General features: G+C 71.5%; 16 protein-coding genes. 8 read left to right on the forward strand and 8 right to left on the reverse strand.

The window, feature by feature from the left end:
* Positions 1-20 precede the first annotated feature (20 nt).
* On the reverse strand, positions 21-902 hold the full coding sequence (locus Acy02nite_RS43110) for an SDR family oxidoreductase (protein ID WP_203755135.1): 882 nt from the start codon (positions 900-902) through the stop codon (positions 21-23).
* A gap of 85 nt (positions 903-987) precedes the next feature.
* Here Acy02nite_RS43110 and Acy02nite_RS43115 point away from each other — a divergent pair, with 85 nt between their 5' ends.
* The 5 genes from Acy02nite_RS43115 (at position 988) to Acy02nite_RS43135 (ending at position 6544) form a co-directional block, all read left to right on the forward strand.
* Positions 988-1560 (forward strand): TetR/AcrR family transcriptional regulator, encoded by a 573-nt coding sequence (locus Acy02nite_RS43115; RefSeq protein ID WP_203755138.1) that lies wholly within the window; start codon positions 988-990, stop codon positions 1558-1560.
* 95 nt (positions 1561-1655) lie between these two features.
* Complete coding sequence (locus Acy02nite_RS43120; protein ID WP_203755141.1) at positions 1656-3989, forward strand: glycoside hydrolase family 9 protein; 2334 nt, start codon at positions 1656-1658, stop codon at positions 3987-3989.
* A gap of 84 nt (positions 3990-4073) precedes the next feature.
* Positions 4074-4967, forward strand: coding sequence for a phosphatase PAP2 family protein (locus Acy02nite_RS43125; protein ID WP_239175816.1), 894 nt, complete (start codon positions 4074-4076; stop codon positions 4965-4967).
* A 243-nt stretch (positions 4968-5210) separates the two neighbouring features.
* Positions 5211-5567: a GntR family transcriptional regulator gene (locus tag Acy02nite_RS43130; protein WP_203755147.1), complete on the forward strand. Its 357-nt coding sequence runs from the start codon at positions 5211-5213 to the stop codon at positions 5565-5567.
* On the forward strand, positions 5564-6544 hold the full coding sequence (locus Acy02nite_RS43135) for a hypothetical protein (RefSeq protein WP_203755149.1): 981 nt from the start codon (positions 5564-5566) through the stop codon (positions 6542-6544). Before Acy02nite_RS43130 ends, Acy02nite_RS43135 begins: the two co-directional genes overlap by 4 nt.
* A 270-nt stretch (positions 6545-6814) precedes the next feature.
* Here the strand turns inward: Acy02nite_RS43135 and Acy02nite_RS43140 are convergent, their stop codons facing one another.
* The 3 genes from Acy02nite_RS43140 to Acy02nite_RS43150 all read right to left on the reverse strand — a co-directional run bounded on the left by Acy02nite_RS43140 (position 6815) and on the right by Acy02nite_RS43150 (position 12884).
* A complete protein-coding gene (locus tag Acy02nite_RS43140) occupies positions 6815-7582 on the reverse strand; it encodes an SDR family NAD(P)-dependent oxidoreductase (RefSeq protein WP_203755151.1) in 768 nt (255 codons plus the stop codon).
* A 79-nt stretch (positions 7583-7661) separates the two neighbouring features.
* On the reverse strand, positions 7662-9323 hold the full coding sequence (locus tag Acy02nite_RS43145) for an aminotransferase class V-fold PLP-dependent enzyme (protein WP_203755154.1): 1662 nt from the start codon (positions 9321-9323) through the stop codon (positions 7662-7664).
* Between the two features lie 57 nt (positions 9324-9380).
* Positions 9381-12884: an SCO7613 C-terminal domain-containing membrane protein gene (locus tag Acy02nite_RS43150; RefSeq protein WP_203755157.1), complete on the reverse strand. Its 3504-nt coding sequence runs from the start codon at positions 12882-12884 to the stop codon at positions 9381-9383.
* Between the two features lie 110 nt (positions 12885-12994).
* Between Acy02nite_RS43150 and Acy02nite_RS43155 the strand changes: the two genes are divergently transcribed.
* Positions 12995-13711: a metallophosphoesterase family protein gene (locus Acy02nite_RS43155; RefSeq protein ID WP_203755160.1), complete on the forward strand. Its 717-nt coding sequence runs from the start codon at positions 12995-12997 to the stop codon at positions 13709-13711.
* 34 nt (positions 13712-13745) lie between these two features.
* Here the strand turns inward: Acy02nite_RS43155 and Acy02nite_RS43160 are convergent, their stop codons facing one another.
* Positions 13746-14387 (reverse strand): uridine kinase family protein, encoded by a 642-nt coding sequence (locus tag Acy02nite_RS43160; protein WP_239175818.1) that lies wholly within the window; start codon positions 14385-14387, stop codon positions 13746-13748.
* 220 nt (positions 14388-14607) lie between these two features.
* On the opposite strand from Acy02nite_RS43160, the gene Acy02nite_RS43165 reads away from it, so the two are divergent.
* The gene (locus tag Acy02nite_RS43165) at positions 14608-14952 is read left to right on the forward strand and encodes an STAS domain-containing protein (protein WP_203755164.1); all 345 of its coding nucleotides are present in this window, start codon (positions 14608-14610) and stop codon (positions 14950-14952) included.
* 76 nt (positions 14953-15028) lie between these two features.
* On the opposite strand, the gene Acy02nite_RS43170 is transcribed toward Acy02nite_RS43165, so the two are convergent.
* The 3 genes from Acy02nite_RS43170 to Acy02nite_RS43180 all read right to left on the reverse strand — a co-directional run bounded on the left by Acy02nite_RS43170 (position 15029) and on the right by Acy02nite_RS43180 (position 18979).
* A complete protein-coding gene (locus Acy02nite_RS43170; RefSeq protein ID WP_203755167.1) occupies positions 15029-16744 on the reverse strand; it encodes a metallophosphoesterase family protein in 1716 nt (571 codons plus the stop codon).
* 172 nt (positions 16745-16916) lie between these two features.
* Positions 16917-18377, reverse strand: a complete 1461-nt coding sequence (locus Acy02nite_RS43175; RefSeq protein WP_203755170.1) for a benzaldehyde dehydrogenase — start codon at positions 18375-18377, stop codon at positions 16917-16919.
* Positions 18378-18808: 431 nt separating this feature from the next.
* Positions 18809-18979, reverse strand: coding sequence for a type II toxin-antitoxin system Phd/YefM family antitoxin (locus tag Acy02nite_RS43180; RefSeq protein WP_239175819.1), 171 nt, complete (start codon positions 18977-18979; stop codon positions 18809-18811).
* Positions 18980-19013: 34 nt separating this feature from the next.
* Here Acy02nite_RS43180 and Acy02nite_RS43185 point away from each other — a divergent pair, with 34 nt between their 5' ends.
* Complete coding sequence (locus tag Acy02nite_RS43185; RefSeq protein WP_203755176.1) at positions 19014-20246, forward strand: RNA-guided endonuclease InsQ/TnpB family protein; 1233 nt, start codon at positions 19014-19016, stop codon at positions 20244-20246.
* Positions 20247-20775: the final 529 nt, after the last annotated feature.

Below are 20775 nucleotides of genomic sequence, written 5' to 3' on the forward strand. Positions count from 1 at the left end.
CGTCGCGCCCGGACGGGGAGTCAGGGCCGCAGGTTCTCCAGGTCCTCGAGCAGGCTCGGGTGTACCGGCTTCCAGCCCAGCGCCTGCTGGGTGTGCGCGCTGGACGACGGCTGGTCGGTCGCGAAGATGGCGCCCAGCGGCCCGAACGACTCCTCGGGCAACTGCTCGACCGGCAGGCCCAGCCGGCGCCCGATGACCGTGGCGATGTCGCGGACCGTGTCACCCTCGTCGGCGACCGCGTGCCAGGCGGTGCCGGCCGGAGCCGTCTCGAGCGCGAGCCGGAACAGGACCGCCGCGTCCAGGGCGTGCACGGCCGGCCAGCGCTGGGTGCCGTCGCCCGGGTAGCCGGAGACGCCGGTGCCCCGCGCGATCTGCGTGAGCAGGCCGGCGAAGCCGCCGTCGCCGTTGTTGTGCACCGTGCGCGGCAGCCGGACGGAGCTGCTGCGCACGCCCTGCGACGCCAGCGCCAGAATCGCGTCGACGGTGCGGCCGCGGCCGCCGACCGGCCCGTCGGTCGGCAGCGGGTCGGCCTCGGTGGAGACGGCGCCCGGCACCCACGGCGTGCCGGAGACCGTCACCAGCGGGCGGTCGCTGCCGATCAGTTCCTCCCCCAGCGCGGTCAGGGCGGCCGTCTCCTCGGCCACCGACCGGGCCACCGCCTGCGCGCTGCTGAAGTCGTTGCTGAACGCCAGGTGGATCACGCCCTCGGCCCGGGCGGCGCCGGCGCGCACGACGTCCAGGTCGGTGAGACTGCCGCGCAGCGTGGTGGCACCGGCCGCCTCGGCGGCCTTCGCGGAGGCGGCGGAGCGGGCGAGTGCGAGGACGGTGTGGCCGTTGCCGAGCAGTTCGGCGACGACGGCGGTGCCGACCAGGCCGGTGCCGCCGGTGATGAAGACGTGCATGACACTCTCCCGAAGTGATGGGACTGTTGTCCCGTCACCGTAGCAGAGTGATGGGACAAAAGTCCCGTCGCCTATGATGGGCGTCATGGCTCGATGGGAACCCGGCGCTCGTGAACGCCTTGTCGTGGCCGCTGTCGACCTGTTCACCGAGCAGGGATACGACGCGACGACCGTGGCGCAGATCGCGGAACGCGCCGGGGTCACCAAGAGCACGTTCTTCCGGCACTTCCCGGACAAGCGCGAGTTGCTCGTCGCGGGGCAGGAGACGTTGAGCCGGCTGCTGGCCGAGGGGATCGCCGAGGCGCCCGCCGGGGCCAGCCCGCTGGAGGCGGTGGCCGCCGGCCTCGACCGCGCCTCGGGCGCCATCGGGCCGATGAGCAGGCAGATCGCGCCGCGGTTGAAGGCCGCCGTCGCGGCCAGCGCCGAGCTGCAGGAGCGGGACGCGCTCAAGAGCGTCAGCCTCGCGGCGGCGATGACCGCCGCGCTGGTCGCGCGGGGCGTGCCGGAGGCGGTCGCGGCGCTGGCGGGGGAGCTGGGGGTGCTCGCGTTCAAGCGCGGCTACGCGGCCTGGTCCGAGAGTGAGCGTGGCGAGCAGTTCGGGCCGTACGCGGTGGCGGCCCTGCAGGAGCTGCGCGCCGCGTCCGCGTCGTTGAGCTGACCCGCGCCCGGCAATCTGCCGGACGTGTCCGCTTCACAAAACCGAAACGATTCTGTTCAATGTGTGGGAGCGCTCCCAACGTTGAAGAGGTCGCCATGCGCCGTCTGCTCGTCCCCGTCGTGGCCCTGCTCGCCGTGCTCGCCGCGCTTCCCCTGATCGGCGGGCCCGCCGCCGCCGCGGGCGCCTACAACTACGGCGAGGCCCTGCAGAAGTCGATGTTCTTCTACCAGGCGCAGATCGCCGGCCCGAAACCGTCGTGGAGCCATGTGTCCTGGCGCGGCGACGCGGCGCTGGGCGACGGCGCCGACGTCGGACGGGACCTGACCGGCGGCTGGTTCGACGCGGGCGACCACGTCAAGTTCGGGTTCCCGATGGCGTTCACCACCACGATGCTGGCCTGGGGCGCCGTCGAGTACCGCGACGCGTACGCCTCCTCCGGCCAGCTGACCACGCTGCTGAACAACCTGCGGGTGCCCAACGACTACTTCATGAAGGCGCACCCGTCGGCGAACGTGCTCTACGGGCAGATCGGCAAGGGCGACGACGACCACAAGTGGTGGGGTCCCGCCGAGGTGATGCCGATGGCCCGGCCCGCCTACAAGATCGACGCCACCTGCGGCGGATCGGACCTGGCCGGGGAGACCGCCGCCGCGATGGCGGCCAGCTCCATCGTCTTCAGGCCCACCGATCCGGCGTACGCCGACAAACTGCTCGGCCACGCACGGCAGCTGTACACCTTCGCCGACACCGTGCGCAAGGCGTACAGCGACTGCATCACCGACGCGGCCGCGTACTACAAATCCTGGAGCGGCTACCAGGACGAGCTGGTCTGGGGCGCGATCTGGCTGTACCGGGCGACGGGCGAGGCCGCGTACCTGAGCAAGGCGGAGAGCGAGTACGACGCGCTCGGCACCGAACCGCAGACCTCGACCCACTCCTACAAGTGGACGATCGCCTGGGACAACAAGCAATTCGGCGCGTACGTGCTGCTGGCCAACCTGACCGGCAAGCAGAAGTACGTCGACGACGCGAACCGCTGGCTCGACTGGTGGACCGTCGGCGTCAACGGCGAGAAGGTGCGCTACTCCCCGGGCGGCGAGGCCGTCCTGGACAGCTGGGGCTCGCTGCGGTACGCCGCCAACACCGCGTTCGTGGCGCTGGTCTACAGCGACAAGACGGCCGACACCACGCGCCGGACCCGTTACCACGACTTCGCCGTCCGGCAGATCAACTACGCGCTGGGCGACAACCCGCGGCAGTCCAGCTACGTGATCGGGTTCGGCGCCGGCGCACCGAAGAACCCCCACCACCGTACGGCGCACGGCTCCTGGTGGGACAACATGACCGTGCCCGCCGAGACCCGCCACGTGCTGTACGGCGCCCTGGTCGGCGGGCCGTCCTCACCCGACGACGCGTACACCGACCAGCGCAGCGACTACGTCATGAACGAGGTCGCCACCGACTACAACGCCGGCTTCACCTCGGCGGTGGCCCGGCTCTACCAGGAGTACGGCGGCACCCCGCAGGCCGGCTTCCCGCAGGCCGAGAAGCCGGACCAGGACGAGATCACCGTGGAGACGACGGTGATGCAGAACGAGCCGCGCGCCACCGCGCTCAAGGTGATGGTCTACAACAAGTCGGCGTACCCGGCCAGGGCCCTGACCAGCGTGTCCTACCGGTACTACTTCCGCCGCGAGGGCACCACGGCCCTCCAGGTGACCCCGGGCTACACCCAGGGCTGCCCGTCGCCGTCGACGGCCACGCAGGTCTCCGGCGACCTGTGGTACGTCGAGGTCGACTGCGCCGGGCACACGATCGCGCCGGCCGGGCAGTCGGCGTACCGGATGGAGGTGCAGTTCAAGGTCGGCACCGCTGACGGCGGCACCTGGGACCCGTCCAACGATCCGTCCTACCTGGCGGGCACCGCGGTGAACCGCGCCGTCCCGCTGTACGAGGCCGGCCGGCTGATCTGGGGCAGCGAGCCGGGCTCGGTCTCCCCGTCCCCGTCGGTCTCCACGTCCTCCTCCACGCCGCCGTCACCGTCCACACCGCCGTCACCGTCCACACCGCCGTCGATCTCGCCGTCGCCGTCGACCAGTTCGGTGCCGGGCCCCGGGTGCCGGGTGACGTACACGACCAGCGACTGGGGCAGCGGCTTCACCGGAACGCTCACCGTCACCAACACCGGCACGGCGCCGTGGACCTCGTGGACGGCAGGCTTCACGTTCCCGGGCAACCAGAAGGTCAGCCAGGGCTGGTCGGCGACCTGGACCCAGACGGGCGCGCAGGTGACCGCGGTCAGCCAGGCGTGGAACGGTGCGGTGGCGCCCGGGGCGTCGGTCAGCGCCGGCTTCAACGGCACCTACACCGGCACCAACGCGCCGCCGACAGCCTTCACGGTCAACGGGACCGCGTGCGCCGTGGGGTGACCTGCGGTTCGGCGCCGGGGCCGCGGAGCGTCGAGAATGTCCACGCCGGTCGGCGCGTGGCGCGGTAGTCGCTATGGTGACCGCGTGACCGCATCGCCGCTGGGCAGGCGTCACCGTCCCCGGCGGACAGCCGGGGACGGTCCGGAGCCGGCGGCGGTTCCCACCCGGTCGCAGCCCACCGTGCGTACCCGGGCAGGCGTGCTTTTCCGGGGTGCCGGTGAGCGCCCTGGCGTGCTCGTCGAGCTGATCGCGCTGGTGCTCTGGTTCGTGCTGTTCGTGCGCCTGGACGCCGCGGTGGGCAGAGACGTCGTGGCCGCGACCGCCAACGCGCTGACCCTGCAGTCGGCGGAACATGCGATGCACCTGGACATCGAGCGCGAGGTCAACGGCTGGCTCGCGGGGAGTCCGGGGTGGAGTCGTGCGGCGGTCTGTCTGTACCGGCTGTACTACGTGGCGGTCGCCGGCGTACTGCTGTGGGTCTTGCTCCGGCATGCCGGCGTCTACCGCAAGGTGCGCCGGACAATGGTCGCGATGATGGCCCTCGTCCTGCCGGTCTACTGGTCGGTGCCGATGTCGCCACCACGTCTCGCCCTGCCGGGCGCGGCCGACCTCGTCGCCCGGTACGACATCCTGGGCGAGGCCTCGCGGGAGAGCTGGACGAACCCGAGCCACTTCACGGCCATGCCGAGCATGCACGTCGGATGGTCGCTGTGGTGCGGGTACGCCATGTGGTGCGCACTGCGCGGCGCCCACCCGCGCGCGGCGCTGCTGGTGTGGTTGTTCCCGCTGCTCATGGCCGCGGACGTGCTCGCCACCGGGAACCATTACCTCCTCGACGTCGCCGGCAGCGTCGCCCTGCTCGCCGTCTCCGTCGTCGCCGCGACGGCGTCGCGGTGGCTCACCGCCCGCCGCAGCATCGTGAAGATCATTCCAGTGTCGAGTGTCACGGACAGGTGTGACGGCGACTCCGTTGGGTAGTCTCTTGTGTACCGGCGGCGCGGGCTGAGCTTGGCGGCCAGATGCCGTTGCCGCCGGCCCTAACTCTTCCGCGATGGCGATGTCGGCCACCCGGCCTGCGGGGCGGTGACCAGGCCGGCGCCGACCGTTCGCGCCCGGGTCGCCCGGGGCCGTGCATGACAGCGGGATCCTCGTCGAGCGTCTTGTCGAAGCCGAAGACTCGAAGACTTGTTCTAGTTGCAATAGAACAAGTAGAGTCTGGGCATGCTCTGGAGGATCGACCCGGCCGGCGACGAACCGCTGTATGCGCAACTCGCCGCCCAGGCGCACATCGCCGCCGCCCGCAACGAGCTGCGGCCCGGCGACCGACTGCCGGCCGCCCGCGAACTCGCGGACTCGCTGGACCTCAACGTCCACACCGTGCTCAAGGCGTACCAGCAACTGCGCGACGAGGGCCTGATCGAGCTCCGCCGCGGCCGCGGCGCCGTCGTCACCGCACGGGCCGCCACCGACATGTCCCCGGTGCAGAAGGCGCTCGTGGCACTGGTCGACGCGGCGCGCTCGGCGAACATCTCCACCGAAACCCTGACCGTGCTGCTCAAGGAGGCCATGAGCCGATGACGACCCATTCCTGGCGGGCACCGGCCCGCAAGACAGCGCTGTGGTCCACCCTGGCGGCGCTCGGCGTGCTGGCGGTCACTTCCGCCATCGTCTGGACCTGGCGCAACGACCTGCCGGATCCACTCGCCACACACTGGGGCGGGCGCTCCTCCGTACCGGACGATTTCATGTCGTTGGATCTTCTGCTGTTCAGCACCGCGCTGATGGTGGTTCTTTTCTGCGGCCTGTTCGGCGCGATCGCCTGGTTCTGGGGTGCCACCGCGGCGACCCGGCGGATGGTGGCGGCGTCGACCGTCTGGACCGGTGGCCTCGGCGGGGCCCTGCTGCTGCTCACGGCCGGTTCCCAGCGCGGCCTGCAGGACGCCCATCAAGCGACGGTACGAGGATGGGCCGTCACCGCCGCGATCGTCGTGCCGCTGGTGCCCGCGATCGCCGCAGCCCTGCTGGTGCCCGGCGACCCGCACGAGCCGGCCGGTGGGCCGGTCGCCGCGGACGCCCCGCGCCTCGGCCTGACCGGCGACGAGCGTGCCGTGTGGATCCGCCGCGCCGACGGCGGCCCCGGACTGGTCGTGGGCGGCATCGCGGTCGTCGTCACCACTCTGCTCGCCGTGCTGCTGCGGCAATGGGCGCTGCTGGTCGTGCCGGTGCTGCTGGTGGTGCTGTTCACCACGATGTTCGCCTTCACGGTGCGGGTCGACGCCACCGGGCTGACCGTGCGTTCGCTGGTGGGCTGGCCGGGCACGCACGTCCCGGCCGACGAGGTGCAGCGTGCGTCGGTCACCGAGGTGAACGCGGTGCGCCAGTTCGGCGGCTGGGGCTGGCGCCTGGGCCGCGGCGGCCGGGTCGGTGTCGTGCTTCGCTCAGGTACCGGGCTGCTCGTCGAACGCAGCGGCGGCCGCTCCCTGGTGGTGACCGTCGACGACGCCGTCACCGGTGCGGCCCTGCTCAACACCCTGGCCGACCGGACCCGGAACTGAATTGTCACCGACCACACCGATCCGGCTCCGGATCCACCGGTCGCAGTACCCGCGGCCGGCGGTCCGGACGGTGGCCATAGGCGTGCGCCGCGACCGCCGTCCGGAACTCGCGCCGAGCCACCCATGTCGGCTCCGCGGACCCGGCCGAACGCTCATTGGTCACGGCTCGATCATCGGCGGGCCGTTCAGCAACGGCGTCAGCCCGGTGCGCACGTGGACGTACACAAGTCTGCGTAGCGCCGACCCGGGGGTCGCCGTGTCAGGGCGCGGTCAGGCTCGGCGTTCGTCGAGCTGGTTGCCGCCGTCGACGACGATCACCTGGCCGGTGATGTAGGCGGCCTTCGGCGAGGCGAGGAAGGCGACCGCGGCCGCCACCTCGTCCGGCCGGCCCGGGCGGCCCACCGGGGTCGCGGCACCGGCCCTCAGTTCCTCCGGGGTGCTGGACGCGGTCGCGATCCAGCCCGGCGCGACGCTGTTCACGGTCACGCCGTAGGGGCCTGCCTCCAGCGCCCACGTGCGGGTCAGTGCGTCCATGCCGGCCTTCGCCGCGGCGTACGCCGACTGGCCCGGAACGCTGACCAGGGGACCGGTCACCGAGGAGATGTTGACCACCCGCCCGTGTCCCCGTGCGACCATGTGCGGCAGCACCAGGCGGGTCACGTTGAAACAGGTGGTCAGGCTCACGGCGAGCTGCCGGTCGAACTCGGCGGGGTCGAGGTCGCCGAGCTCGGCGGAGCGGTCACCGTGCCCGGTCTGAGCCATGCCGGCGTTGTTGACCAGCACGACCGGGTCGCCGATCGTGGCGCGGACGTCAGCGACCAGGCGTTGTGCCTGCTCGCGGTCGCGCAGGTCGGCGACCAGGCCGACGGTGTCGTTGCCGAGCTCGGCGGCCCGGTCGTGGACGCGTCCGGTGGTGGCCGTGATCGCGACCCGGAAGCCGGCCGCGATCAGTTCCTGCGTGATCGCGAAGCCGATGCCCTGAGGGCTGCCGACGCCGGTCACCAGCGCTGCCCCGGCCCGATTGTCGAATGCTGTCATGATCACCCATCATCGGCGAGCCGTACCCGGGCGGTCAGGAGATCGTGCCTCTCTTCTCACCTGACCCGCGAGCCGGCGGTCAGCGCAGGCAACCGTCCGGAAGAAGGAACCAGCGGAGCTTCTCGAAACCCGCGGGCAGATCGAGGCGTACGCCATCGGCCGGCTCCGTGCGGGCCGCGAGCACCGCCCGGGCCTCGTCCAGGTAACCCGCGAGCGCGTCCTCGCCCACGGTGGCCGTGGGCACCGGTGGTGTCGTGACCGTGCCGTCGGCGGCCAGCCGCAGGTCGGCGAGCCGCACGGTCGGGGGAGTGTGCCGCACATGTGCCCACCGCCCCGTACGCGGATCGAACCGGTAGTCCGGCAGCAGGCGCGAACCGTGCCGGGCGATCAGCAGCACCGCCTCGATCAGGTAGTCCGCGACCGTGTCGGAGATGAAGTAGTTGAAGTTGAGCCGCGACCAGCCCGGCTTGATGCCCTCCCAGCCGTCGAGGATCTCGTCCCGGAACTCGCGGGAGTGCGCCTCGTCGATGCCGAGCAGCCGGTGCCCGTACGGCCCGGCACACGAGCAGCCGCTACGGGCCTGGATGCCGAACAGGTCGTTGAGCAGCGCGGCCACGTAGTTGTGGTGCAGGTACTTGTCACCGGCGCGGATCTGGAAGGAAACAATCGACAGGCGGTCGGCTTCGGCGTCACCGAGGATCTCGATGTGTGGCTCGGCGAGCCAGCGCTGCTTGGCACGCTGCCACAGAGCGTGCTCGCGAGCGGCGATCAGGTCGGTGCCGACGGCGTCCTTCACCGCGAACACCAGCCCGGCACGGATCGACTCGACGATCGCCGGGGTGCCGCCCTCCTCCCGGACGACCGGGTCCTCGAGGTAGCGGTGGCCGGTCGGATCGACGTACGCCACGGTGCCGCCGCCCGGGGTGACCGGCACCCGGTTGGTCATCAGCCGCCGGTCGACGACCAGGACACCCGGGGTCTGCGGGCCGCCGGCGAACTTGTGCGGCGACAGGAAGACGGCGTCCTTGCCGGCCATCGAGATCGGCACGTACGGTCCTGCCGCGGCGTAGTCCCACACCGACAGCGCGCCGTGCTCGCGCAGGACGGCGGAGACGGCCGCCGTGTCGGTCAGGATGCCGGTGACGTTCGACGCGGCGGAGAAGCTGCCGATCCGGACGGGGCGGTCCGCGTACGCGATCAGCGCCTCCCGCAGGGCGTCGAGGTCCACGTGCCCGGTGCCGTCCGACGCGATCTCGACGACATCGGCGATGGACTCACGCCAGGGCAACTCGTTGGAGTGGTGCTCGTAGGGCCCCACGAAGACCACGGGACGCTGGTCGCGGGGGATGTGCGCGGCCAGCCCGTACCGGTCGTCGAGGTTTTCTGGAATGCGCAGTCCGAGCAGCCCGGCCAGCTTGGCCACCGCGGCCGTCGCCCCGGAGCCGCAGAAGATCACCACGTGGTCCGGCCCGGCGCCGACGCTGCGGTGGATGATCGCCCGCGCCTCCTCACGCAGTGCCCCGGTCTGCGCTCCGGTCGCGGACGCCTCGGTGTGCGTGTTGGCATAGCGGGTCAGCACCTGATCGCGGAGGAAATCTTCGACGAAGTCGAGCGCCTGCCCGGATGCCGTGTAGTCCGCGTAGGTGATCCGCCGCGGACCGAACGGTCCGTCGAGGAGTTGCCCGGCGCCGAGGAGGCCGTCGCGGATCCGTGCCAGCATGCCGTTACCCGTGTCGCTCATGTCGTCCATTCAAGGCGTATACGTCGGTGCGGTTCAATCGGCCGAAGCTGCCGTCGTTCAACTCATCCGGCCCACCGTCTCCCGCAGCCGGCGCAGATCACGCCGCCGCTGCTCGAGCGTGGTGGCGACACCGACCAGGAGCATGCCGCCGATCGCGAGGGGCACCCAGCGCGGCACCAGGTCCCAGACCTGGGCGAGTTCGTGCAGGGCGGTCAGGCCCACCACGACCGCGCCGCAGACCGCCGGCGCCTGCAGCCGGGCGAGCGCTCCGGCGACGAGCACCGCCAGGCCGGCCAGTCCGAGCAGCAACCGGCGGGCGTATTGCGGCTCGTCCGGGCTGCTGGCCGAGATCACCGCCAGGGTGGGGAGGAACCCGGCGGCCAGCGCCGCGCCGTAGGCGGTCCAGGACGGCAGCTCGGGCCGGCTCCGGCGGGCCCGCCAGCCGGCCAGCAGAGCGAGCGCGGCGGCCGGCACGGTGTAGAGCTCCGCCGTGCCGGCCTGCCTGGCGGAGAGAAACAACCACCATCCGAGCAGCGCGCACCCGGCGGCGCCGAGCGCGTACCGGAAGCGGACCGGCAGCGACTCGTCCGGCCGCAACGCTCGGATCGCCAGGACGGCCGCCCACAGCGTGGCGATCAGTGCCGCCCGGCTGAGGGTGCCGGCGGTCAGCAGGGCGACCAGCGCCGACACCTGGGCCACCGCGCTGACCGCAAGAGCCTCGCGCGGGCGGTACGTGGCCAGGACCCAGGCGAGGACCATGAGGGCGGCCGCGGCGGCGAGGACGGTCAGCGCGACACCGCCGGGTTCCAGGCCGGCCAGGCCGTGTGCCCCGATGTGGGCCACCACGACCAGCGCCGCAGATCCGCCCGCCCAGCCGGTGACGCGGCTCGTCAGGTCGCGCCCCGCCAGGCCGGCGGACACTCCGGCCACGGCGACCAGAGCGAAGGCTGCCAGCAGGGCTCCCGGTCGCGATGCCGCACCGGCGACCCCGGCGGCGGCAAGCAGCCCGAAGGCGCTCAGGAGCACCGGTCGCCGCCCGTCCAGCATTGACACGCCCGCTCGCGACGGCCGGCTGCTCGTGCCGGACGCAACCCGTGGCTCGTCAGCGGGCGGGCCGCCGGTGACCGTCGACGCGCGGCTGCGGTGGGTCAAGGTGAGCGCCAGCACGCCGGCGAGACCGGCCACCACCTGCGACAGCGGGACCGTCGGCCACGGTGCCCGGGCTGCCGCCAGTGCGAGGGGGACGGCCGTGGCGAGCAGCGGGGCCGCGGTCCACGCCGAGAGGGCGAGCCAGGCCGCGGCCGCGGTCATCAGGATCGCGGCGACCGTTGCCCAGGACACCGGCGGCGTGCTCGGCCCGTCGAGAGCCAGCAGCGCCGCGAGGTCCTCCGCGGTGAAGGCCAGCAGACCGACTGCGAGCAGGGCCGCGGCGATCGGCGCGAGCGGGGCTGTCCGCAGGGTGGCGACCAGGATCAGGGCCGCGCCGGCGTAGAGCTGCGCCGGATCGTCGCCGGCGGCGCTCCACAGCGGAGTGCTGGTCACCAGCAGCAGGGCGACCCCGGTCGACCACGGTTCGTACCCGGGGATCCGGCGGGCGGCCAGACACATCAGCACGGTCACCGCGAAGAGGGCCCGGACCTGCACGGTGAAGGAAGTCTCCGCCGCGATCAGGCCGAGCCAGACCGTGGGTGCCACAGCGACGAGCCCGACGACCATGGCTGCCTCGCCGAGAAGGTTCTTTCCTTCGACAGGTCGGCGGCGGACGAACAGGGCGGTGCCGACGGCGATCACGGCGACAGCCGCGCACACGCCGGACCCGACTCCCGCATCGCCGAGGTCGGCGACCAGCGCGTGGGTGGCGGCAACCACGGTCACCGTGAGCCGCGCGGCCCGGGACGCCCGCGCTTCCCGGCCGGTGAGCGCCGCCCAGCCGGGCCCGGCAGAGATCACCGTTGCCAGCGCGGCGGAGGAAACAACCATGCCCAGAACGGCCGCGGTCCACCACGGCAGGCCGAACGCCGCGGGCACCAGGAAACCCGTCGTGGCCAGCGCGGCCAGAGCCAGGTCGGCGCGGAACCGGGCGGGCACCAGGACGGCGCAGGCGAGGACGACGGTGACCGCCGCGACCACCAAGTCCCATCGTGGCCCGGTAGCAGCGCTCGGATCCCAGCCCGGTGCGCCCACCGTTGCCGTCAGCTGTGCCCCGAGCATCGGCTGGGCCGCTGCGATGCTGTTCCCCGCGGCGACCACGACGTTCGCGGCCACTGCGAGAGCGGGCACCGCCGCCACCACGAGCGCCGAGATCCACGGCCCGTCCCGCACCGGCTCCGGCAGCCGGGACCGGAGGGCCCGCGCGGCCACCGCGACGACGAGGGCCACCACGGACAGGCGCAGGACCGCCGTACCGTCGTCGCCCAGCCGCAGTGACCACGCGCTCGCGGCGATGCCGGCAGCCAGCGTGAGCAACCCCGCGGCCCAGGCCTGAGCGACCCGGTGCCCGGCGAGCACCGCGCCCACCGTGACCACGATCGCGACCAGCACCAGCGCGCCACCCGCTGCCGCCGTCGCGCCCGCACCGCCGGCGACGCCGATCCCCAGGAGCGCGAGAGCCGCGGCCGCGAGAGCGGCGACGAAACCGCAGAGGTACGCCACCGGCCCCACCCCGGAAGTCGCGAACCGGACCCGGCGCAGGGCGGCGACATTCACCGCCGTGGTGCCGCTCAGTGCGAGCGACCATCCCGTCGCGTCCGCGTGGACAGCAGCCGCCAGCAGCGGAAACACCGGCTGCGCGATGACGAGGGCGGAGATCTTCGGCCCGGGGAGACCGACAAGCCGGCCGTATCCGAACCCGATCGCGGCGGTCACGGCGCTCACCACCGCCGCGAAGGTCGCGGGGCGCAGGGCGGTTGCCCCGAGCAGGTCGACCGACCAGGCCGCATACCCGTCGAGCAGGATCATCAGCAGCCCGACGGCGGCAAGGGTCTCCGCGGCGCCGGTCAGGCCACGACGTACGGCGAAAGGGGGAACCGCGAGCACGGCGGCGGTTGCGGCGGCCAGAATGGCGGCCCGGCCGGCCACTCCGACCTGCGCCCACGCGACAGCGGTGAAAACGGCCGCCGCGACGACGAGCAACAACCCGCCCAGCGCGAAGAGAATGTTCTGCGCGGTGAGGGTCGTCAGCCGCCGCTCGGTCGAGGGCGGCAACGGAAGAAAAGCACCTGCCTGCTCCGGGCCGGCACCGGCAACCGGCGCCTGAACAGCCGGAACCGGCGGTTCGGCAGCCAGGGAGGGAGACGGGTCGAGAGCTGCCCGGACCGCCGCGCGAACCCGGGACGCGAGCACATCCCGCCGTCCCCGGACCTCCCCGATCCGCGTCTCCACCGCCGTCACCTCGGCCCGGGCCGCCTCCAGCCGTGCGCCCAGGGCGACCAGCTCCGCATTGAGCCGGATGACGTCGATCGCGTCGGCGTCCGGCGCTCGCCCGCACCCCGGACATCCGCCCTCCACCGGGGCGACCACCCCGCAATAGGGGCAGGGAAAACTGTCGAGGTCACCGCTCATCGCGTCAGTCTCGCGGATGCCCGCAAGAATCATCCCGCCTGGATGAGGCGGGAATCCGGGCGGCTCAGCGGGACAGTCGGCACCCCGGGCGGGGACTACCATCTCGCAAGGTGAACATCGCTCACCTGTCGGACCTGCACTTCGGCGTCCACGACTCCGAGGCGGCGGCGTCCCTGGTGGCCGATGTGGCCGCGGCGGCGCCGCACCTGACCGTGGTCACCGGGGATCTGACGATGCGCGCCCGGCCCGCCGAGTTCCGGCTGGCCCGGGCGTTCCTCGACCGCCTGCCGTCCCCGGTCCTGGTGGTGACCGGCAACCATGACCTGCCGCTGGACAGCCCGGCACGCCTGTTCCGCCCCTACGACCGCTACCGCGCGGCGATCTCGGCCGAGCTCGACCCGGTGGTCCACGTCCCGGGGCTGACCGCCGTGGGCCTGCAGTCGATGCCGCGGTGGCGCTGGAAGGACGGCCGGGTCCGCCGCTCCCAGGTGACCCTGGTGGAGTCCACTTTCGCCGCCGCGCCCCCCGGCGACCTGCGCCTGGTCGCGCTGCACCACCCGCCGTTCGGGCGGATGCTGATGAACGGGCGCGCTCTGCTGGGCGCCGGCGCCGACCTGTTGCTGGCCGGGCACACCCACCATCCGGACGTACGGCCGATGAACGGCACCACAGTGGTGGTGGCCGGCACGTCGACAAGCCGCCGCACCCGCCTCACCCCGAGCTCCTGGAGCCGCATCGCGACCGGCGACGGCGTCATCACCGTGACCGAACGCCACTTCACCGGCGGCGGCTGGCAGACCGCCCGCCTGCTCACGGTTCCGGCGTAAGAAACCTACGACCGGACCGTGACGCGGATGCTGCTCAGCGGTGGGCGACGACCACCTCGGTGGCGGGGTCGTGGGTGAGGTGCGGGGGACCGGCGGCGATCACGGTGGCGCGGGACCAGGGCTGTTCGCGCAGCATGAACGGCAGTTCCTCGCGTAACCAGTTCGCCACGTGCTCCCGCTGCGAAGGCTGGTCGCCGTCGCGGGCTGCCAGCAGGCGTTCCTGCTCGTCGAGGTCGCCCTGCAGGTAGATCGAGGCGTCGAGCCACGGCGTTAGCTCCGCACGCAGGACGCCGGTGCCCTCCACCCAGACGAAGGTCGCACCGGCAGGGACGGTGATCGAGCCGGGCCGGCCGTGGGCGATCCAGGCTTCCGGGCGGCAGTCCACCGCCGTACCGCGATGCAAGGGTTGCAAGACCGTGGTGGCGAGGACGTCGCCCCAGTCGAAGAAGGCGTGATGCCACGCCACGTCGTCGGTGTGCACGACCGCCGAGCCGGGCACCAGCTCGCGAAGCCGCTCCGCGAGCGTCGTCTTCCCGGACCCGCCGCGCCCGTCGATCGCGATCACCCGCGGCCGCCCGGAGACGCCGGGGGACGCCGCGTGCAGCCGCCGGACCACCTCGGCGATGGGCACCACCCGCCAGCCGGAGGCCTCGGGCTCGCCCGGATGCAGTCGCATCGTCCGACTCCACCACATCCGGGCCGGCGGCGCCACTCCGCTCGGCCCGGCGATCGTCACCACGGCTCTGACCTGCCCGTGCTGACCAGTCCGGCGCCTAGGGCTGTGCGCGCCGGCCGGTCCCGTGCCGGTGGCCTGACCGCGACGAGGCGCGCACTTCCGGGTGATCCTTGCGGTGCGTCCTGGGCTTACGGCAGGCGGCCGGACATACTGGTGGTAGATGGACAAAACAACGGACCGCTACTTCACGATCCACGCGCACCCGATCGGGCCCGACGGTGACCGGCTGCCGACGTGCCGGATCGAACTCGCCGGCTCCTTCGACATCGGCGCCCGGGTGGAGTTGCGGGCGGCATTGCACACCGCGGCGGGGACCGGTGCGCCGATCCTGGTCGACCTGAGCCGGGTGCGGTTCATCGACTCGGAATCGCTCAGCGCGCTGATCTCCGGTTATCTCGCCGCCGAACGTGCCGGCCTGTCCTTCCGGCTGACCGGCGCGGTCGGCATCGTGCGGCGCGTGATCACCGTCATCGGCCTCGACCACCTGCTCGACCCGCCGCGGTGACTGCCGTGCCGCGGTGGTCGCGGGACCCGCGCCGGCGATCCTGATCGGATGGACCGCCGGGCACGGAACACCGCCGTCAGGCCTTGGGGGAGAGCACGATCGGCTCGCCGATCAGGTGGGCGTGCAACCTGTCCGCCGGCACCAGCCAGGACGAATGCGGATCGCCCGCCGGATTCGGCTGCCATTTCCGGGCCGCCCGCCGGATTCCCAGCGGATAGATGGTCAGCGTCCCGTCGGCGTCGATGTGCATGCGCAGGAACGACTTCGAGTCGATGATTCCCTGCGCCGAGAACAGCTCGTTCAGGTTGACGCCGAATCGCGCGCCGAACAGCAGATAGACGGCCACGAGCTCGGTTCCCGCGAATCCCGACACCACCCCGTAGACGACCAGCGTCGCGATCAGCGACCACGGCCATGGCCAGTCGTGCAGGGGCAATTCCCACCACGCCCAGGTGAGCAGCGCCGCCAGCCCCAGTTGCGCCACCCCGTGCAGGCTGCCGAGCACCTGCCGCCTGGTCCGGCCCAGTTCCGAGTCACTGAGATGCGCGAACGCATAGGCGCCGGCCATCACCGCGGCCACCAGAACGAAGAGCGGCACCAGCGCGAACTTCTGCAGGGGACTGCCGAAATCGCTGCTGATCACTCCACCGACGGCGAGAAGAATAGCGGTGTGCACGGCGCCCAGCATCGCGATGAAGCTCGGATTGTGCTTGGGCAGACGAGCGAAGATGCTTGCGGCGTACGCCTGAGAAAGTCTCTTGCCCGGAAAGCGCGAGGCGAGCGTGTACGTTTCCCGGGGCGACGTGGTCTGCAGAGGCGCGGGCGGCACCTGGATCGTCTCGGGCAGCTGATGTGTCGGATAAAGGTAGGCGCCGCCACCACCACACGTGATCAGCTCCCGATCCGGGCCGCTGTACCGCGCGTAGTGGTGCCAATCGCCGGAGAGCATCAGACGCACGGTGGCGCCGGTCGGCTCGATGACCGTGCGGAGGAAGTAATCCAACGACTCGTAGACGATCGCGTGGTCGACGCCCTGAACCCACGTCGGGCTCGCCGAGGCGACGATGACTTTCGTGTCCGGGCCGAAACCGGCCACCACCCGTTTGAAGTATTCCAACTGCGGGTCGTCGATGTAGGTGGACGCCTGGTCGTCGACGGCGAGCAGCCACCAGCCGCCGGGAAGCTCCACCGCGAAGTACGAGCGATTCTGCGGAAGATGCCAACCGCCGATCTCGGTACGGCGGGTGCCGGTGAACAACCGCAGGAACGCGGTCAGCCCGTCGTACCAGTCGTGGTTGCCGGGCAGCGCGTACATCCGAGGTGTCTCTTCGCCCGCGGGCACCGAGGGCAGTGCCGCGCGATACGGCCCGATCAGCCGGTCCTCGTAGCGCTCGGTGCTCGGGGTCGGGTAGACCTCGTCCCCACCGAGCACCAGCGCGCGCCCTCGCGGCAACACGTGGCCACCGACCGTGAGCTGCGGCTGCGCGAGCAGGTACGCGACCGAGTACGTCGCGTCGAACCCGTCCCCGAGGTCGGCCACGAAGTCGATCCAGGCGTCCCCGTCCGGCCCGATCTCACGGTCCACCTCGTCCGGAAATGATCCCTGCAGCTCGCGCTTGTCCAGGTAGCTGCCCTGGATGGAGGCGAGGGCCACCCGCAGCCCGGTTCCGGCCAGCTGCACCGGCGACAGCCAGGCGACCGGCTTGGCCGGAGTGAACCCGAGCTGCGCCGGCGTCATGTCGCGCGGCCGGTGCGGGGGTGTGGAAGCGTCGTTCTCGGACTCGTTGGCCATGGTCGTCCCTCCCGGAGGTGCCGCGAGGAGGTTAAGTCATCCGGCCCGGACACCCACGTCGCGGGCCGAGCCCGGCCCGCGGTAGGCCGGTTCGCCGGCGGCCGGACCCGGGTGCCGGCGGCTCCTCGTCCGGCCGACCGGCACCCGCGATGGCGTCCGAGTCCGTACCCACTCAGAACGGATACGTGGGCGCCTGTCCGCGAACGGTCACCCAGCGCGTCTCGGTGAACGCGTCCACGTTGGCGCCCGCACCGCCGAACCGGGACCCGGTGCCGGAGGCCGCCACGCCGCCGAACGGGGCATTCGCCTCGTCGTTGACGGTCTGGTCGTTGATGTGCACGATGCCGGTCGGCAACCGGTCGGCCAGAGCGAGCCCGCGCATCACGTCCTTGGTGACGATGCCCAGCGACAGGCCGTACTCGCTCTCGGCGGCGAGCCGGGCAGCGTCGTCGGCGGTGGCGAAACGTGCCACCGGTGCCACCGGGCCGAAGATTTCCTGCGCGAACGCCGGCGTCTCCGGTGTCGCATCGGCGAGCACCGTCGCGCCGTAGAAAAGCCCTTCGTAGGTGCCGCCGGCGGCGAGTCGCGCCCCGGCCGCGGTGCTCGCCTCGACCAGCGCGTGAATCTTGTCGCGCTGCCCGGCGTCGATCACCGGGCCGAGCGCGACCTGATCACGGGCCGGATCGCCGACGGGAAGTTTCGCCGCCTTCGCCGCGAGCCGCTCCACGAAGTCGTCGTAGACGCTCTCGTGCACCAGGTGCCGCCCGGTCGTCATGCAGATCTGCCCCTGGTGGAAGAAACCACCCCACGCGGCCAGGTTCACGGCCTCGTCGACGTCCGCGTCATCGAGCACGATCAGCGCCGAGTTGCCGCCGAGCTCCAGGTGAGCCCGCTTCAGGTGCTTGCCCGCCAGCTCACCGACGCGGCGTCCGGCCGAGGTCGAGCCGGTAAAAGAAATCACCCTGACCAGCGGATGGGTCACGATGGCCTCGCCGACGTCGGCGCCACCGGGCAGCACCTGCAGCAGCCCCGCCGGCAGACCCGCCTCCTCGAAGATACGGGCCATGGTGACGCCACCGGTCACCGCGGTGCGCGGGTCCGGTTTCAGGATCACCGCGTTGCCCAGCGCCAGCGCCGGCGCCACCGAGCGGATCCCGAGGATGATCGGCACGTTGAACGGCGAGATCACGCCCACGACCCCCACCGGCTCCCGCCGGGCCATCGACAGGCGCGGTTGCTCACTGGGAAGCAGCTCCCCGTACGGGCGGCCGGGCAGTCCGGCCGCCTCGTAGCATTCCTGCTCGGCCACGTGGACCGCGAAGCCGGCCATCCCGGGCACCGCGCCAACCTCGCGGATGTTCCACCAGGCAACCTCGTCGGCGTGCTGTGCCCACAGCGCTCCCGCCCGGCGCAGCACCGCGGCGCGCTCGGTGTGCGGCGTCGCCGCCCACGCGCGCTGCGCCTGCGCGGCGGTCTCGGCCGCCCGGGCGACGTCGTCCGGCCCGGCGATCCCGATGCTGCCCAGGGCCTGCCCCGTCGCCGGTTCGACGACGTCGCGCGCGCCCGCGGAGCCGGCCACCCACGAGCCGCCGGCGTAGATCCTGCCGTGCCAGTCTGACGAGTCGAGAAACACCGTGACGTCCTTCCACCCGGCCGTTGAGTACCGCCGACTGTAGGACTGTTGTTGCACGTACAACAACCAGATGTTGCAGAAAAATGAAGGTACGTGGTCCACGGATGACGGCGGAAATCTCCCCCGAACCGCGATCGGCGTAACCCGCGAACATGAACTCGCGCGGCGGCCGCACCGAATCCGGGCGAGCGTCAAAAACCTTCATGAGTAAGAAACACCGTCAGGTGGCGAACTTCCCGGCGAGCAGTCGCCCGGTGTGATCCCACAACTTGGCTTGCCGCTCGGGGTCGTCGCCGGGGGCAGCCGGCCGGATCCGCCGCGTCGTCCGCCGGCTGTAGTACCCACCGCTACCGGAACGCGGGCCAGTGCTCCGGCCTTCAGGCCGGGGGTGAAGGCCCGCGCTGGGAGGGCCGCCAGGCCCGAGCAGTGCCTTAACCCTGCGCCTGCTCGCTGCGCTCGGCCAAGGGGACCGGCACGATGGCGGCGATGCGGCGGCCGTTGCGGGTCACGTAGAAGGTCTTGCCCTGCACGGCGGTGTCGTTCAGGACGTCGGCTAGGTTCTTGCGCAGGTCCACCACGCTGATCTCGTTCGTGTCGGTCATGACGTCAACTGTACAGTGCTGTACACTCAATCTCATGCAGCTGCGGTACAACTTCCGCGTCTACCCGACGCCCCGCCAGCAGATCGAACTGGCCAGGGCGTTCGGGTGCGCGCGGGTGGTGTTCAACGATGGGCTGCGCCTGCGCCAGGCCGCGCGCCAGGCGGGCGAGAAGTACATCTGCGACGCAGAGTTGTCCCGCCGTCTTATCACCGAGGCGAAACTGACTCCCGAACGGACGTGGTTGGGCGAGGTGTCGGCGGTGGTGTTGCAGCAGGCCCTCGCGGACCTGAACACCGCCTACCGCAACTTCTTCACCTCGCTGTCCGGCAAACGCAAGGGCCGCAAGGTGGCCCCGCCCAGGTTCCGGTCCCGCAAGGACAATCGGCAGGCCATCCGCTTCACCAAGAACAGCAGGTTCAAGGTCCTGGACAACGGCCGCCTGCGGTTGCCGAAGATCGGCAACCTCGCCGTCCGCTGGTCGCGGACCTTGCCGTCGGACCCGTCGTCCGTGGCGATCATCAAGGACGCGGCCGGGCGGTACTTCGCCTCGTTCGTCGTGCAGAGCATCGACCAGGTGTTGCCGCCGGGCGAGTCCGAGGTGGGTATCGACCTCGGCTTGACGCACTTCGCCGTGCTGTCGGACGGTACGAAGGTGTCCGCGCCGAAGTTCCTGCGCCGCGCCGCGCGCAAGCTCAAGCGGCTGCAACAGGCGCTCTCTCGCAAGCAGAAGGGTTCGACAAACCGCAAGAAGGCCGTGACCAAGGTCGCCAGGGCGCACGCCCGGGTGGCCGACACCCGGCGGGACTGGCAGCACAAACTGTCCACGACGATCATCCGCGACAACCAAGCGGTGTACGTCGAGGACCTGTGCGTTGCCGGTCTCGGCCGGACCCGGCTGGCGAAGTCCGTGCACGATGCGGGCTGGGCCGCCTTTACCGGCATGCTGGAGTACAAGGCGCAGCGGTACGGGCGCACCTTCGGCCGGGTGGATCGGTTCTTCCCGTCCACCCGGATGTGCTCGGCGTGTGGCCGCATCAACGAGAAGATGGCGCTCAACGTCCGAGCGTGGGACTGCCCCTGCGGCGGCCACCACGATCGGGACGTGAACGCGGCGCTGAACGTGTTGGCCGCCGGACAGGCGGACAACTCAAACGACCGTGGAGCGTACGTAAGACCGGGACTCGTCCCGGCGGCGCGCAGAGAAGCGGTAACCCACCTGGACGTTGCGTGTTCCACGCGCAGCGTGGAGGGAATCCTCGTCCTTTAGGGCGAGGAGGATGTCAAGGCCCTCGAGCGCCGGATCCACGGCGAGCCCGGCAGCCCGGCTGCTGAAGCATCACCGGCCCGTGGTGATCGCAGACGCGGATGCCGGACCGTCCGCCTGCCGTGGCGGCCGTCCGGCGCAGGCACCTCCGCGCCCGGGAACTATGTGCCGCGTGTGCCGCGAACTGGGTGCCGCGCCAGTCGTGCCGCGCCAGTCGTGCCGCGCCGGTGGTGTCGCTGCAGCGGACGGTGAACAGCCCCGATCGGCCTGCGGTGACGACAGGCGGTGAAAGGTTTTAAGCAGCAAGATCAACTGACGGTAGTGACTGTTGACACTCCTGCCACAGGGACGTAACGTGAGCGCATTCACACCGTGAAACGTTTCATAACGCGGCACGACCCCCCTTTCTGACCACTTCATCCTCGAGGAATCCATGCGCGCCAATGTAAAGATCGCCGTCGCCATGGCGACCGCCGCGACTCTCGCTCTGACCGGTTGCACGAAGAAGAACGACACCGACACCTCGTCCGGC

Origin of the sequence: Actinoplanes cyaneus (assembly GCF_016862095.1) — a bacterium.
GTDB classification, from domain to species: domain Bacteria; phylum Actinomycetota; class Actinomycetes; order Mycobacteriales; family Micromonosporaceae; genus Actinoplanes; species Actinoplanes cyaneus.

Excerpts from the sequence above, each read along its gene's own strand:
- Acy02nite_RS43110 (WP_203755135.1), bottom strand. The coding sequence starts at position 902 with ATGCACGTCTTCATCACCGGCGGCACCGGCCTGGTCGGCACCGCCGTC.
- Acy02nite_RS43120 (WP_203755141.1), top strand. The coding sequence starts at position 1,656 with ATGCGCCGTCTGCTCGTCCCCGTCGTGGCCCTGCTCGCCGTGCTCGCC.
- Acy02nite_RS43130 (WP_203755147.1), top strand. The coding sequence starts at position 5,211 with ATGCTCTGGAGGATCGACCCGGCCGGCGACGAACCGCTGTATGCGCAA.
- Acy02nite_RS43115 (WP_203755138.1), top strand. The coding sequence starts at position 988 with ATGGCTCGATGGGAACCCGGCGCTCGTGAACGCCTTGTCGTGGCCGCT.
- Acy02nite_RS43140 (WP_203755151.1), bottom strand. The coding sequence starts at position 7,582 with ATGACAGCATTCGACAATCGGGCCGGGGCAGCGCTGGTGACCGGCGTC.
- Acy02nite_RS43170 (WP_203755167.1), bottom strand. The coding sequence starts at position 16,744 with ATGGCCAACGAGTCCGAGAACGACGCTTCCACACCCCCGCACCGGCCG.
- Acy02nite_RS43185 (WP_203755176.1), top strand. The coding sequence starts at position 19,014 with ATGCAGCTGCGGTACAACTTCCGCGTCTACCCGACGCCCCGCCAGCAG.
- Acy02nite_RS43160 (WP_239175818.1), bottom strand. The coding sequence starts at position 14,387 with ATGCGACTGCATCCGGGCGAGCCCGAGGCCTCCGGCTGGCGGGTGGTG.
- Acy02nite_RS43150 (WP_203755157.1), bottom strand. The coding sequence starts at position 12,884 with ATGAGCGGTGACCTCGACAGTTTTCCCTGCCCCTATTGCGGGGTGGTC.
- Acy02nite_RS43165 (WP_203755164.1), top strand. The coding sequence starts at position 14,608 with ATGGACAAAACAACGGACCGCTACTTCACGATCCACGCGCACCCGATC.
- Acy02nite_RS43135 (WP_203755149.1), top strand. The coding sequence starts at position 5,564 with ATGACGACCCATTCCTGGCGGGCACCGGCCCGCAAGACAGCGCTGTGG.
- Acy02nite_RS43180 (WP_239175819.1), bottom strand. The coding sequence starts at position 18,979 with ATGACCGACACGAACGAGATCAGCGTGGTGGACCTGCGCAAGAACCTA.
- Acy02nite_RS43145 (WP_203755154.1), bottom strand. The coding sequence starts at position 9,323 with ATGAGCGACACGGGTAACGGCATGCTGGCACGGATCCGCGACGGCCTC.